Source organism: Amycolatopsis sp. NPDC003865 (assembly GCF_053605345.1).
Map to the genome: position 1 here is coordinate 1 of NZ_JBSGJA010000049.1, position 14,516 is coordinate 14,516.

The window sequence follows — 14,516 nt, forward strand, 5'->3', positions numbered from 1 at the left end:
GGTGTAATCGAGGTGCCCTCATGGAAGACGCGATGGACGCCTACTCGCCCCTGTTTCTCACTCACGACCGCGTCAGAAGCCGGCCAGGCCGTTCGGCACTCCCACCCCCGTCGGGGCGTCGTAGCCCGGGCCCGCGACGCACAGGTAATCGCCGCCGCACTTCTTGCCGGCACCCGACGGGTCGTTGTGGCCCGCCGTGATGTCGGTGAACTGCGACGCCTTCGCGTACAGATCCGACGGCCGGGTCGCGTGGCCGGCCCGCGCGATCAGCCCCGCGATGAACGGCGCCGACGCGCTTGTGCCGTTCACCGGGAGCCAGCCGCCCGCGTCCGTGTAGTGGATCGCGATGTCCTCGGCTGCCGCGGCGATGTCCGCCACCGTTCGCTTGCCGCAGTGGGTGTCCTTCTGCCACGACGGCTTCGCGATGTAGGCCGAGCAGCCGCTTCCGCCGTACTGCCAGGCCGATTCGGTCCAGCCGCGGGCCGACGACGGGTCGCGGGCGAGCGACGTCCCGCCGACCGCGATCGTCGTCGCCAGCACCGCCGGGTAGCTCGCCGCCGTGAAGCCCGCGTCGCCCGAGGACGCCACCACCGCCACACCCGGGTGCCGGTAGTGGCTCGCGAACGCCAGTGGCGCGCCGCCTTCACGGGCGCCGTAGCTGTTCGACACCACCGTCGCGCCCAGGCGGACCGCCGTGTCCTCGGTTTCCGCCAGGTCGGCGAACCCCGGGGTGTTCCCTTCGACGACCAGGAGCCGGCAGGACGGGCACGCCGCCGACACCATCGAGACGTCCAAAGTGGACTCCAGTGCCCAGCCGAAGTCGGGCTCGGGCAGCGGTGCGGGCAGCCCCTGCTGGTTCACCTTGCGGAAGCAGCCGTTGGCCGTCGTGCACGGCGGGAGGCCGTACTGCGCCCGGTAGGCCGCGAGGTCGGCCTCCAGGTTCGGTGCGTCGAAGGCGATCGAGATGCCGACGACCGTGTCCGGGCCGGGTGAGGCAGGCAGCGCGTAGGCCGACGCCAGGTCGTCGGCGCCCCAGCCGGCCGGGCCGTCGGCCAGGGCGCGGACCGCACCCGGGGTGTAGGTCGTGAGGCAGCGCAGCAGGCCCGGTCCCGGGTCGGGACACGCCGCGCGGGGTGCTGTGGCGGCCGACGCGGCCGGGGCGAACCCGGCCACCGCCACCACCGCGGCCAGCAGGCCGAGCCATCTTCTGTGCACAGTGGACCTTCCCATCAGACGGGGTAGACGTGGTAGGCGGCGGTGATCGTCTCGGAGACGGTCGCCCCGGCGGCGTCGGACGCCGTCACGCGCAGCGAGACGTCCGCGCCGCGGAAGGCCTCCGTGAGCGCGGTGAAGTCCGCGTGGAAGACGCCGTCGCCCCGAGCCGTCACCGGCGCGTCCTGCCAGGTCGTGCCGTCGGTCGAGTACTGGACGGTCGCGCCGGTGACGGGCGGGGCCGCGCTCTGCTGCAGGTGCCCGACGGTGAGGTCGAGGCTCTGCGGGCCGGACACCGTGGAGCCGTCCGGGCGCAGCCCGCCGACGGCGTACCCGAGGGTCAGCATCGGCTCGGCCGCGCACGACCGGTCGGCACCACCCCGCTCGCGCACGCAGACCAGCGCCGCCGGGAGCTGCGCGCCCTCGACGTGCCGCGACGGCCACGTCCACGCGGTGTGGGTCGCGGTGCTCTGGCGGTACATCGGCCCGGTGCGCCCGGCGTCGACGGTCAGCCCGAGGGTCGCCGGTCCGGGCGCCACCGCCTGCTCCAGCGTGAGTTCGGTGACCCCGGCCGGGTTGCCCTCGGCGATCGTGGTGCCGTCCTGCGTCAGCGTGTAGTGCCCGGTGACGGTGTCGCGTGCCTCGCCGTAGAAGCCGAACCCGGTGTGCCCGGGCTGGTTGTCGCTGAACGGCGTGATCGACAGCCGCAGCAGGTCCCCGGCCCTCGTCGCGGCCGGCGCCACCGGGGCGCTGCCGTCGTCGAGCGGCAGCAGCGCGACCTCGCCGGCCGGGTGCAGCGGGAACTTGTTCCACTCTTCGGTGACCGAGGTGCCGCCCCGGTAGGCGTGGAACGGCTCGTACTGACCGCCGGCCCAGCCGGGGAACGGCCCGGGCAGCACGTACTTCGAGAACCCGCCGAACCAGCGCAGGTCCGGCGCCGCCGAGACGTACTCGACCTGCTTGCGCGGCAGCGGGATCGGGTGCGACACGCGGCCGCTGACGTCCTCGAAGGAGAACATCCCGCTGCGCTGCCGCAACCCGGCCGACGAGTACTCGCTGAAGTAGGTCGACTCGACCGCGGCGACGTCCTTCGCCGTGATCACGTACCGCTGCCGCGGGATCGTGCCGGTGCTCGCCTTCTGCAGCACGTATTCGTACGGCGTGCCCGGTCCGGGCGGGGACACGAGCCTGCTGTACGGGTAGGTCTGCAGCGCGCCGGTCTTCACCGGGACGGCCGTCGGCGACACCGCGATCGGCACGCCGGGCCCGGCGTCGAAGTCCACGAGCAGCGCCGGTCCCGTCCGGGCCGCCCGGCGGAACAGGAAGCCGGTGTCGTCGAGCAGCGCCGGCCGCGGCGTCACCCAGGTCAGCTTGCTCGTCGCGCGGGAAGCGTCGACGCGGACGGTCTTGTCCGCCTTGACGGCGAACTCGGGCTGCGCGCTGAAGCGCACCTCCGTCGGATTTCCGTCGGCGTCAGCGGTCCAGAACAGGCCGAGCGCGCTGTAGTTCCCGTCCGGAACGCTGAACTTCGCCGTACCGCCCGAGAAGTAGTTGAGGCTCTCGTCCGGGTCGAGCAGGTTCCCGTCGTCGGTGTTGTAGAGGAACGCGACGCCGGTGTCGGCCGGCTTGCCGGCGATGTCCGTCGCGTCGACCGACACCGTCCGCATCACCGAACGCGGCTGGACGGCCGGGCGCGCCCCGGGGAGCGCGAAGCGGGCACCGGCGGCGAAGAGCCCTTGCCCGCCGAAGTGCCCGCGTGCGTTGTCCTCCTTGAACTGCTTCGCCAGCGCAGGCCCGAACGTCGCCGGGTCGGCGGGCAACGGCGCGCCGGCCAGCAGCGCGCCGACGTCGAACAGGCTCAGGTCCAGCCCGCGCCCGAGGTAGGGGAGCGCGGTGCCGGGGACCTCGTAGTCGCGGTCGCCGAGCCGCAGGTGCACGAGCGTCCGCGCCATGCCCTTCTCCGCGGCGGGCCGGATGTCGAACAGGGACCGGCCGTCGGCGGTGGTCCGGACGCTGACGCGCTCGCCGGTGATCAGGGTGGCGGACGTCGAGGGCGCCGCGGCGCCGGCCGGTGGGGGAGCGAGTCCCACGAGCCCGGCGAGCACGACCCCCAGGACGGACAAAGTTCTTCGCACTGGCACCTCCGTGTGGTGGTTGATCACCACTACCGACGAGCCAGCCGCCCGGGCCGTTGAGCCCGGGCCGCGATCTTCCCCGAATTACCCCGAACGGCTCAACGACGCACGGTCTCCGAGTGCGCGGCGGGAACCGGCCGCGCGACGCCGAAACCCCCGTACGGACCGGCTTTCGCGCGCTTGCGGACCTCGTCGAAGTGCCGGTGCACGGCCTCGGCCGCGGCATCCGCGTCCCGCAGCAGGAGCGCGTCGACGATGGCCTGGTGCCGCTTCGCCGTGGCCGTCGGGGAGGACGCGGGCCCGCCCAGCTCGCTTTCGGCGATGCGGTAGACGTCCCAGAACAGCCCGGTGAGCTCGCGGGCGAGGTCGAACCCGGCCTCGGCGCAGATGAGGTCGTGGAACTCGCGGTCGGCCTCCGCGGCGTCGGGGCCCTTGCGCTTCATCCGGGTGACGCAGGCCTGCAGCTGGTCGACCAGGTCGGGCCGGTGGTCGGTGGCGACGCGGCGGGTCAGCTCGGTCTCGAGCATCTCGCGCACCTCCAGGAGGTCGCGCAGCCGCCCGACGTCGGTGGCGCCGCGGGCGCGGGTGCGGAACAGCAGCCACGTCTGCAGCGACTCCGAGCCGGCGGAGCCGACAAACGTGCCGTAGCCGTGGCGGATTTCGACGATGCCGAGGGCCTGCAGGGCCTTGATCGCCTCCCGGATGGAGTTGCGGCTGACGCCGATGTCCTCCATCAGGCTGAGCTCGGTGGGCATGGGCGCCCCCGGCGGGAGCTCCCGCTCGACGATCAGGTCGATGATGCGCTTGGTGATCTCTTCGCTGCGCTGCGGACGGGCCACTGCTGTCCTCCCCGGATGCGTCGTGAGAGGACATCCTACGTCATACGTCCAGAAGGGTTGACCGGCACGCGAAGCCATCCTAGGCTCACGCCGGTCATAGGACGTCCCATGTCCTACCATTCGAGGCCAGCCGGAGACACCGATGTCCCAGAGCCCGTCGCTCAGCCGCCGCCAGTTGCTGCGCTACACCACCTTCGCCGGGGCGGCCATGGCGTTCCCCACCGTCCTCGCCGCGTGCGGCGGGCCCGCGTCCACCAACAAGACCGGCAGCTCGGCGGGCTCGCTGACCGCCGTGATCGGCTACGGCAACAACCAGACGTGGGACCCGCTGCAGACGGCGTCCGCGTTCTCGATGGCCGCGATCCTGCACTGCTACGAGTCCCTCGTGGAGGGTGACCCGATCACCCGCGCCCCGTTCCCCGGCCTGGCCAAGGCACTGCCCGCCGACACGAGCGGCACCAGCCTGAAGTTCGAACTGCGCGACGGTGCCCAGTGGCACGACGGGCAGCCCGTCACCGCCGACGACGTCGTCTTCACCTACGCCAGGGCGCTCGACGAGAAGGAAAACGTGCTCATCCACAGCTTCTTCTCGCACTGGCTGCGGGAAGTCCGCAAGACCGGCGACCGGTCGGTCGAGTTCGTCCTCAAGTTCCCGTTCCCCTATGCGCTGCAACGAATCCAGTGCTGCAAGATCGTCCCGAAGCGCGTCTACGACGGCAAGTGGGACGACGCCAAGGGCGGCAAGGTCGTCGGCTCCGGCCCGTACAAGGTCGTCGAGCAGGCCCCGCTGAGCCACACGAGCTTCGAGAAGTTCGCCGGCTACAACGGCCCGCGCCCGGCGGCCTACGACAAGATGCTCTGGAAGTCCATCGTGGACTCCGCCCCGCGCGTCGCCGCGATCTCCGGCGCCAAGCCGGACGCGCAGATCGCCGAGAACATCCCGGCCGCCAACGCCGACCAGCTCCGCAAGGCCGGCCGCACGGTCGAGTTCGCCGACGGCGGCAACAACCTCTTCCTGCTCTTCAACACCGCGCACGCGCCGTTCGACAAGAACCTCGTGCGCCAGGCGCTGCACTACGCCATCGACAAGCAGAAGATGATCGACATCGGGCTGAAGGGCGCCGGCTCGCCCGGGACGTCGTTCATCAACCCGAAGCTCCCGTCGTCGCAGCCCGCGTCGCAGGACTTCGTGTACAACCCGGAGAAGGCCAAGCAGCTGCTGCAGCAGGCCGGCGTGAGCAACCTCAAGGTGACGCTGTCCACTTCGAACACCTCGCTGGTCGCCGACTGCGTCAAGGTGATCAAGGAGGGCTGGGACGCGATCGGTGTCCAGACCACTTTGGACTCCCAGGACACCAAGGCGCTGTTCTCGAAGCTGGACGCGGGCGCGGACTTCCAGGTCGTCGCGACGACGAACAACCCGCTGCAGTTCGGCAACGACCCCGACCTGATGATCCGGTACTACTACGACGCCAAGTCGATCCTCACGAACAAGTACGCCCGCTTCACCGGTGCCGAAGCGCAGGCGCTGCTCGCCCTGCAGGACCAGGCCGCGGCCGAGACCGACGAGGCCAAGCGGACCGCCCTCACCAAGCAGCTGCTGGACCGGATTTCCGAACAGGCCGTCATCTACCCGGTCGTCTTCACTCAGCTCGGCACCGCCTGGGACCCGAAGGCGATCACCGGCGTGCACGCCCAGGGCTACCCGGGCATCTACCTGAACCAGGCCAAGCCGGTCTAGGAGGAGAACACCCGTGGCCGTCGTCGCCCGGATGCTGCTCAGCCGCATCCTCGCCCTGATCCCGCTGCTGCTCGGCGTGATCCTGTTCGTGTTCATCGTCATGCGGTTCGCGCCGGTCGACCCGGCGCTGGCCGCGTTCGACGGCGCGAACGCCACCGCCGAGCAGCTCCAGCAGTTCCGGCTCGAGAACGGGCTGCTGGACCCGCTGCCGCTGCAGTACGTCCACTTCGTCTGGCACCTGGTGCAAGGCGACTTCGGCACCAGCGTGATCACCAAGCAGCCGGTCGGCGAGACCATCGCCACCGCGTTGCCGCTGACCGTGCAGCTGACCCTGCTCGGGCTGGTCATCGCGCTGGTGACGTCGCTCGTGCTCGGCGTGACGTCGGCGCTGTTCCGCGACCGCTGGCCGGACAAGGTGATCCGCGTGGTCACCCTGGCCGGGGTCGCCGCGCCGGCGTTCTGGGTGGCGCTGCTGCTGGTCCAGTGGCTCGCGGTCGGCCAGGGCCTGTTCCCGACCAGCGGGTACGTCAGCCCGGCCGACTCCGTCGGCGGCTGGCTCAACTCGCTGACGCTGCCCGCGGTCTCCCTGGCGCTGCCGGTGGCCGCCCAGCTGACCCGGGTGATCCGGACGTCGATGGTCGAGGAGCTGGACAAGGACTACGTCCGCACCGCGCGGGGCGGCGGCCTGCCGCCGGTGGTCGTGGTGGGGCGCAACGTGCTGCGCAACGCGCTCGTCACCCCGCTGACCGTGCTCGGCCTGCGGGTCGGCTACCTGCTGGGCGGCGCGGTCGTCATCGAGACGATGTTCGCGCTGCCGGGGATGGGGCAGAACATGATCCAGGCCGTCACCGACGGCGACACGGCCAAGGTGCAGGGCTTCGTGATCACGATCGCGATCGGGTTCGTGCTGGTCAACCTGATCGTCGACGTCCTGTACCTGATCGCGAACCCGCGCCTGCGGAGCCACGCGTGAAGCGCCTGTGGGCGGCCTGGCCCGCGCTCGCGATCCTCGGCGTCCTCGTGCTGGTCGCCGTGCTCGGCACGCTCGTGGCGACGCACAACCCGGACGCGCTCAGCACCGACACCGGCGGGCCCAGCGGCGCGCACTGGTTCGGCACGGACACCTCGGGCCGGGACATCTTCTCCCGGCTCGTGGCCGGCACGCGCTGGTCGCTCGCCATCGGCCTGGGGGCGGTGGCGCTCGCGCTCGTGGCGGGGGCGGTGATCGGGGCGTTCGCCGCGACCTCGCACCACCGGGTGGACGCGGTGATCATGCGCGTCCTCGACGTCATCATGGCGTTCCCCGGTATCGCGCTGGCCGCCGTCCTGGTCGCGGTGTTCGGCCACGGCATCCTGGTGCTGATCCTCGCCATCGGCTTCCTCAACACGCCGCCGGTGGCGCGGGTGATCAGGGCGAACGTGCTGGCCCAGTACGGCGAGGACTACGTCGCCGCCGAACGCGTCATCGGCGCCAAGCGGTTCTTCGTGCTGACCCGGCACGTCGCGATCAACTGCGCCGCGCCGGTGCTCGTCTACTGCACGGTGACGGTGGCCGACGCGATCGTGTTCGAGGCGTCGCTGTCGTTCATCGGTGCCGGCATCCAGCCGCCGGACCCGTCGTGGGGCTCGGTGCTCGCCGACGGCAAGGACCTGGTCCTGACCGGCGGCTGGTGGGCGACGCTGTTCCCCGGCCTGCTGATCCTCGTCACGGTCCTCGCGCTGAACATCCTGTCCGAGCGCATCTCGGACGCCTGGGCCGCGCCCTCGGCGCGCGCGGTGAAGGCGGCCGAAGTGGCGAAGGCCGTCGAAGCCCGCGACGACGCCGACACCGCGCCCGTCCTGCCGATCGCCGGGCTGCGGGAGGCGGGGGAGCGGCTCGCCCGCACCGCCCGGTCGCTGGACCACCGCGAGACGGTCCTCGAAGTCGACCGGCTGGCCATCTCGTTCCCGGGCCGCCACGAAGGCATGGACGTCGTCGACGGCGTGTCCTTCAGCGTCCGCGCCGGGGAGGTCCTCGGTCTCATCGGGGAGTCCGGCTGCGGCAAGACGCTCACCGCGCTGTCGATCCTCGGCCTGCAGCCCGCGGCCGCCAAGGTGTCCGGGCAGATCCGGTTCGCCCAGCGCGACCTGCTGGCCCTGCGGCCGGGCGAACGCCGCCGGCACCTCGGCCACGACATCGCGATGATCTACCAGGACGCGCTGAGTTCGCTCAACCCGGCGATGACCATCCGCGCGCAGCTCAAGCAGTTCACCCGCCGCGGCGGCACTCGCACGCCGGCCGAACTCCTCGAGCTGGTCAACCTCGACCCGGAACGCACGTTGCGGGCCTATCCGCACGAGCTGTCCGGCGGCCAGCGCCAGCGTGTGCTGATCGCGATGGCGCTTTCGCGGGACCCGAAGCTGATCGTCGCCGACGAGCCCACCACGGCCCTCGACGTCACCGTGCAGGCCCAGATCATGGCCTTGCTGCTGCGGCTGCAGGAGGAACTGGGGTTCGCGCTCATCCTCGTCTCGCACGACCTCGCGCTCGTGTCCGAGATCGCCGACCGCGTCGTCGTCATGTACGGCGGGCAGGTCGCCGAACTGGGCGCCACCGCCGAGGTCGTCGGGTCACCCCGGCACCACTACACGCGCGGCCTGCTCAGCGCCGTGCTGTCGCTGGAGGAGAACGACGCCCGGCTCACGCAGATCAAGGGCGTCGTCCCGGCCCCGGCCGGGTTCCCGGCCGGCTGCCGGTTCGCCGACCGCTGCCCGGCCGCCCGCGCCAAGTGCCACGAAGAAACCCCGGTCCGGTTCGGGGAGCCGGTCGACCACCTCGTCGCCTGCCACTTCCCGGCGGTCGACCTCGCGCGCGAGAAGGAGGCGACGGCGTGAACCTCCTGGAGGTCGACGGCGTCCACGTCGTCCACAAGATCCGCGGCAAGGGCCTGTTCGGCCACCAGAACGTCTACGCCCTCACCGACGCCCACCTCGTGGTGAACCCGGGCGAGACGATCGGCATCGTCGGCGAGTCCGGCTGCGGCAAGTCGACCCTGGCCAAGGTGATCGTCGGGCTGCAGCGGCCGACTTCGGGAGCCGTGCGCTTCCGCGGGGAGCCGCGGATTTCCGGGCGCGAGGTCGGCATGGTCTTCCAGGACCCCTCGACCGCGCTGAACCGGCGCCTCGCCGTTGCCAAGATCATCCGCGACCCCCTCGACGTGCACCGGGTCGGCACGCCGGCCGAGCGCGACGAGCGCGTCCGCGAGCTGATGTCCCTGGTCGGGCTGCCGGCGAGCGTCGCCGATGCCGTGCCGGGCCAGCTGTCGGGCGGTCAGCGCCAGCGCGTCGCCATCGCCCGGGCGCTGGCCCTGCGGCCCGCGCTGCTCGTCGCCGACGAGCCGACGTCGGCCCTCGACGTCTCGGTGCGCGCCCAGATCCTCAACCTGCTGCTCGACCTGCGTGAACAGCTGGACCTGGCGATGGTCTTCGTCTCCCACGACATCCAGACGGTGGCGAAGATGAGCGACCGGATCGTCACGATGTACCTGGGCCGGATCGTCGAAGAGGCGCCGGTGGGGGCGCGGGCCCGCCACCCCTACACGCGGGCGTTGTTCTCCGCGACACCCAGCCTGCTCCACCCGGTCGAGCCGATCGTGCTGACCGGCCCGGTGCCCTCGGCGACGAACCCGCCGAGCGGGTGCCCGTTCCGCACCCGCTGCCCGAAGGCCACCGGCGAGTGCGCGGCCGGACTGCCGCCGCTCGCCGTGGCCGACGGCGGGCACACCTACCGCTGCATCCACCCAGAGATCCCGACCGGAGTGAGCGCCTGATGCCGAAGTTCGCCGGAATCGTCCCGCCGCTGTGCACGCCGTTGAACGACGACTTCAGCGTGGACACCGCCTCGCTGCGGCGCCACGTCGAGTTCCAGCTCGACGCCGGCGTCCACGGCGTCTTCGTCCTCGGCTCCTCCAGCGAGGTCGCCTTCCTGCCCGACGCCCAGCGCCGCGTCGTCGTCGAAACGACGATCGACCAGGTCGCCGGGCGCGTCCCGGTCCTCGTCGGCTGCATCGACATGACGACCCTGCGGGTCGCCGAGCACGTCAAGGCCGCCGAAGCCGCCGGGGCCGACGCCGTCGTCGTCACCGCGCCCTACTACACGCGCACGCACGTCGCCGAAGTCGACCGGCACTTCCGGCTGCTGCACGAGCGCACGGAACTGCCGATCGTCGCCTACGACATCCCGGTGGCGGTGCACACGAAGCTCGATGGGCCGATGGTGCTCGACCTGGCCGCCGACGGTGTCCTCGCCGGGCTCAAGGACTCCAGCGGCGACGAGGCCTCCTTCCGCGCCGTGCTGCTGGGCAAGCGCGACCGCGGCCTCGACTCCTTCGCGGTGTTCACCGGCTCCGAACTGGTCGTGGACGCGGCGCTGGCGATGGGCGCCGACGGCGCGGTCCCCGGGCTGGCCAACGTCGACCCGGTCGGGTACGTGCTGATCCACGACCACTTCAAGTCCGGCAACCTCGCCGCGGCCCGCCGCGAGCAGGAACGGCTGCTGAAGCTGTTCTCGATCACCGCCGTGGCGCCGCCGAGCCGGATGGGCCGCGGCTCGGCCGGGCTCGGCGCCTTCAAGGCCGCGATGAAGCTGCGCGGGTTCGTCGACAACGCTGTCATGGCCCCGCCGCAGCTCCCGCTGGACGACGAGGAACTGCTGCGGATCAAGGAGAAGCTCGCCGAAGCGGGCCTGCTCTGATGATCCACTACGGTGCCGACTACAACCCCGAGCACTGGCCCGAAGAGGTCCGCCGGGAAGACCTGAAGCTGATGGCCGAAGCCGGCGTCACGATGGTGACGGCGGGGATCTACTCGTGGGCCGGCGTCGAGCCGCGGGCGGGGGAGTACGACTTCGGCTGGTTCGACGATGTCCTGGACGGCCTCGCCGGCGCCGGGATCCAGGTGTGCCTGGCGACGATGACCGCGTCCCCGCCGCCGTGGCTGACCCACGCGCACCCGGAGATCCTGCCGGTGCGCGCCGACGGCGTCCGGCTCGCACCCGGGGCCCGGCAGCAGTTCTGCCCGTCCAGCCCGGTCTACCTCGCGCACGCCGCCCGGCTGGTGACCGAGCTGGCGACGCGGTACGCCGGTCACCCGGCGCTGGCGATGTGGCACGTCGGCAACGAGTACGGCTGCCACATCCGGGCCTGCTACTGCGACGAGTCCGCGTCGGACTTCCGCGTCTGGCTGGAGCAGCGGTACGGCACGATCGACGCGCTCAACGCGGCGTGGACGACCACGTTCTGGTCTCAGCGCTACGACGACTGGGCCGAGATCCTGCCGCCGCGCGTCGCGCCGACGTTCCCCAACCCCGCCCAGCAGCTGGACTTCCACCGCTTCTCCTCCGACGCCGCGCTCGGGTGCTTCCTGACCGAGCAGCGCGTGCTGCGCCGGCTGACCCCCGGCGTCCCGATCACGACCAACTTCGTCGGCCTGGTCCAGAAAGCCCTCGACTGGCACACGTGGACACCGCACGAAGACCTCGTCAGCCTCGACTCCTACCCCGACCCGCGCGACCTGCGCGCCCACGTCGAAGCCGCGTTCGCCTACGACCTCGTGCGGTCCACGAAGGACCGGCCGTGGCTGCTGCTCGAACAGGCGCCGAGCGCGGTGAACTGGCGGCCCCGCAACAGTCCCAAGCCGCCGGGCGCGGTGCGGCTCGGGAGCTGGCAGGCCATCGCGCAGGGCGCCGACGCCGTGCTGTTCTTCCAGTGGCGCCAGACCAGCGGCGGCGCCGAGAAGTTCCACTCGGCGATGGTGCCGCACGGCGGCCGCGACACGCGGACGTTCCGCGAGACGGCCGCGCTGGGCCAGGAGCTGGCCCGCGTGCCGGAGCTGGCCGGGACGCGCGTGCGCGCCGACGTCGCCCTGCTGCACGACTGGCCGAGCTGGTGGGGCCTCGAACTCGACTCGCACCCGGCCCGGCTGGAGTACCTCGAGACGCAGCTCGCGCACTACGCGCCGCTGTTCGACGCCAACGTCACCTGCGACGTCGTCCACCCTTCGCGAGACCTCGCGCGGTACAAGCTCGTCGTCGTCCCGAACCTGTACTTGCTGGAGCAGTCTTCGGCGGACAACCTGCGTGCGTACGTCGCCGGTGGCGGGCACCTCGTGGTGTCGTACTTCTCCGGCATCGTCGACGGCTGCGACCGCGCGTACCTGGATGGCCACCCCGCGCCGCTGCGGGACGTCCTCGGCCTGCGGGTCGACGAGTTCTGGCCCCTGGACGAGCCCGTCGACTTGAGTTTCACCGACGGCGGAATGGATTCCGGGTCGATCTGGGCCGAGTGGATCGAGCCCGAGGGGGCCGAGGTCGTCGCGTCGTTCGCGTCCGGCGAGCTGGCCGGGCGTCCGGCGATCACCCGGCACGCCTTCGGGAACGGTGTCGCCTGGTACCTCGGCACCCGGCCCGACCTGGCTCCGGTGCTCGGCCGAGCGTGTTCGGAAGCCGGGGTGACACCGGTGGTGGAGACCCCGCCCGGGGTCCAGGCCGTCGTCCGGCACGGCGGGGAAAGCGCTTACCTGATCCTGCTCAACCACGGCACCGAGCCGGTCACCGTCGACCTGCCGCAGCCCGCGCCGGACCTGCTCACCGACCCGGCGGGGCCGGTGGGCGAAGTCCGGCTCGCCCCGCGAGGTGTCGCCGTCCTGAAGGGATGAGAATGAGAACACTGGGGAGCTGGGCCGCGCTGGTGGCCCTGGCCGGCTCGCTGCTCGCGGCGAGCCCGGCACAGGCCGCGCCGATGTTCGACCAGCAGGTCCTGTTCAAAGCCGCGCAGGATCCCGGGTACAGCTGCTTCCGGATCCCGGCGATCGTCGAGTCCACCCATGGCACCCTCCTGGCCTTCGCCGAGGGCCGCCTCGACAACTGCGGCGACACCGGCGACATCGACCTCGTGCTCAAGCGCTCCACCGACGGCGGGAAGACGTGGTCGCCGCTGCAGGTGGTCAACCGCGGCGGCGGGGACACGCACGGCAACCCGGTGCCGATCGTGGACAGCCGCACCGGCCGGATCGTCCTGATCACGACGTACAACAAGGGCCGCGCCGACGACAAGGGGTGCGACGTCCCGTGCCCGCGTACCCCGCACTCGCAGTACAGCGACGACGACGGGCTGACCTGGTCTGCGCCCGTCGACATCAGCGCGCAGGCGAAGCTGCTCGACTGGGACTCCTGGTACGCCTCCGGCCCGGTGCACGGCATCCAGCTGACCCACGGCCGCCACGCGGGACGTCTGGTGTTCGGCGTCAACGCGGAGACCAGCGACGGCACGCACTCGATCGAGAACCACGCCGGGCTCGTCTACAGCGACGACGGCGGGCGGAGCTGGCACGTGGGCGCGGTGAACAGCTACCCGCACCCGGTCGGCGGCACGTACACGCAGAAGCCGTCCGAAGTCACGGTCGTCGAGCTGCCCGACGGCTCGATCTACGCCGGCGGCCGCGAGCAGGGCGGCACCGACATCGGCAACCGCGACTACGCCGTCAGCCGCGACGGCGGCGAGACGTTCACCAGGTCCTTCACCACCATCCCCGACCTGGTGACCCCGATGGTGCAGGGCTCGATCCTGCGCGTCGGCAACCGGCTGCTGTTCTCCTCGCCGTCGGACACCGACCGGCGGCGCTGGATGATGATCCGCTCGTCCTACGACAACGGCCGGACGTGGGAGAACGCCGAGCAGGGCACGCGGATCACCACGGACTGGTCCGGCTACTCGGACCTGGTGCGGATCGGCGGGTCGACGATCGGGCTGATGTACGAAGGCGGCGCTGTCGACGCCCGGGACGAGATCCGCTTCGCGCGCTTCGACGAGGCGTACCTCGGCTGGCGGAACTCCGCGGGACCGTCCACACCGGACGTCTCCGGGCACGCGGACGCGCGGGTGCTCGGCGGTGCCTCTCTTGCCGCGGGCCGCTTCGGCAGAGCACTGACGCTGGACGGCGCCGACGACTACGTCCGCGTGCCGTACGACCCGGCCCAGCCGCCGGGCGACGGCGACCTCACGTGGACGGGCTGGTTCCGGTACGGCGCCACGAAGGGCAACCAGGTGCTGTTCTGGCTGGGCGGGATGGGCACGACCGCGCCGCAGCTGTGGCTGCGCGGCGAGCCGGCCAACCACCGGCTGATCGCGATGATGACCACGGCGGCGGGGAGTGCGTCGGTCACCTCCGCGCAGGCGTACGACGACCAGGCCTGGCACCACGTGGCCCTGGAACGCGCCGGTGGACAGCTGCTGCTGTGGGTCGACGGCGTCCAGGTCGCTTCGGGGGCCGCGGCGGGGTCGGTGAGTCAGACGGTGTCCTTCCAGCTGCAGCTGGGGCAGCGGCTGGACAACCAGTTCCGCTGGAACGGCTCGTTCGACGAGGTCCGCTTCTACCGCCGGGCCCTGACAACGTCGGAACTCGACGCGATCCGGCTGGCGAACGCCCCGGTGACCCCGGGCCAGGTGCTGCGCCTGCCGTTCGACCGCCTCCACGGGTAAAAGAGGTCGTGAGTGAGAAACAGTGTTCTAAACCAGTTTATAACACACGACAACCCTATGGGCCATATAAGGG

At 71.6% G+C, this 14,516-nt stretch carries 10 protein-coding genes; 7 read left to right on the forward strand and 3 right to left on the reverse strand.

What is annotated here, in order from left to right:
* Positions 1-72: 72 nt before the first annotated feature.
* The 3 genes from ACWEVP_RS50030 to ACWEVP_RS50040 form a co-directional block, all read right to left on the reverse strand.
* Positions 73-1,215 carry a S53 family peptidase gene (locus tag ACWEVP_RS50030; RefSeq protein ID WP_452069673.1) on the reverse strand — a complete coding sequence of 381 codons (1,143 nt, stop codon included), beginning with the start codon at positions 1,213-1,215 and terminating at the stop codon, positions 73-75.
* 14 nt (positions 1,216-1,229) lie between these two features.
* A complete protein-coding gene (locus ACWEVP_RS50035) occupies positions 1,230-3,347 on the reverse strand; it encodes a hypothetical protein (protein ID WP_452069674.1) in 2,118 nt (705 codons plus the stop codon).
* Positions 3,348-3,445: 98 nt separating this feature from the next.
* On the reverse strand, positions 3,446-4,186 hold the full coding sequence (locus ACWEVP_RS50040; protein WP_452069675.1) for a FadR/GntR family transcriptional regulator: 741 nt from the start codon (positions 4,184-4,186) through the stop codon (positions 3,446-3,448).
* 142 nt (positions 4,187-4,328) lie between these two features.
* On the opposite strand from ACWEVP_RS50040, the gene ACWEVP_RS50045 reads away from it, so the two are divergent.
* Genes ACWEVP_RS50045 through ACWEVP_RS50075 form a run of 7 tightly spaced genes read left to right on the forward strand, consistent with a single transcriptional unit; the run spans position 4,329 to position 14,443 of the window.
* Positions 4,329-5,927 (forward strand): ABC transporter substrate-binding protein, encoded by a 1,599-nt coding sequence (locus ACWEVP_RS50045; protein ID WP_452069676.1) that lies wholly within the window; start codon positions 4,329-4,331, stop codon positions 5,925-5,927.
* 13 nt (positions 5,928-5,940) lie between these two features.
* Entirely contained in the window at positions 5,941-6,900 is a 960-nt protein-coding gene (locus tag ACWEVP_RS50050) for an ABC transporter permease (RefSeq protein WP_452069677.1), read from the forward strand.
* On the forward strand, positions 6,897-8,801 hold the full coding sequence (locus ACWEVP_RS50055; RefSeq protein WP_452069678.1) for a dipeptide/oligopeptide/nickel ABC transporter permease/ATP-binding protein: 1,905 nt from the start codon (positions 6,897-6,899) through the stop codon (positions 8,799-8,801). The genes ACWEVP_RS50050 and ACWEVP_RS50055 overlap by 4 nt, the downstream gene beginning before the upstream one ends.
* Positions 8,798-9,736 carry an oligopeptide/dipeptide ABC transporter ATP-binding protein gene (locus ACWEVP_RS50060; protein WP_452069679.1) on the forward strand — a complete coding sequence of 313 codons (939 nt, stop codon included), beginning with the start codon at positions 8,798-8,800 and terminating at the stop codon, positions 9,734-9,736. The genes ACWEVP_RS50055 and ACWEVP_RS50060 overlap by 4 nt, the downstream gene beginning before the upstream one ends.
* Entirely contained in the window at positions 9,736-10,659 is a 924-nt protein-coding gene (locus tag ACWEVP_RS50065; RefSeq protein ID WP_452069680.1) for a dihydrodipicolinate synthase family protein, read from the forward strand. Before ACWEVP_RS50060 ends, ACWEVP_RS50065 begins: the two co-directional genes overlap by 1 nt.
* The gene (locus ACWEVP_RS50070; protein WP_452069681.1) at positions 10,659-12,620 is read left to right on the forward strand and encodes a beta-galactosidase; all 1,962 of its coding nucleotides are present in this window, start codon (positions 10,659-10,661) and stop codon (positions 12,618-12,620) included. Before ACWEVP_RS50065 ends, ACWEVP_RS50070 begins: the two co-directional genes overlap by 1 nt.
* Before the next feature lie 2 nt (positions 12,621-12,622).
* The gene (locus tag ACWEVP_RS50075) at positions 12,623-14,443 is read left to right on the forward strand and encodes an exo-alpha-sialidase (RefSeq protein WP_452069682.1); all 1,821 of its coding nucleotides are present in this window, start codon (positions 12,623-12,625) and stop codon (positions 14,441-14,443) included.
* Positions 14,444-14,516 lie beyond the last annotated feature (73 nt).

Coding starts and splice junctions, on each gene's coding strand:
- ACWEVP_RS50045 (WP_452069676.1), top strand. CDS start 4,329: ATGTCCCAGAGCCCGTCGCTCAGCCGCCGCCAGTTGCTGCGCTACACC.
- ACWEVP_RS50065 (WP_452069680.1), top strand. CDS start 9,736: ATGCCGAAGTTCGCCGGAATCGTCCCGCCGCTGTGCACGCCGTTGAAC.
- ACWEVP_RS50070 (WP_452069681.1), top strand. CDS start 10,659: ATGATCCACTACGGTGCCGACTACAACCCCGAGCACTGGCCCGAAGAG.
- ACWEVP_RS50075 (WP_452069682.1), top strand. CDS start 12,623: ATGAGAACACTGGGGAGCTGGGCCGCGCTGGTGGCCCTGGCCGGCTCG.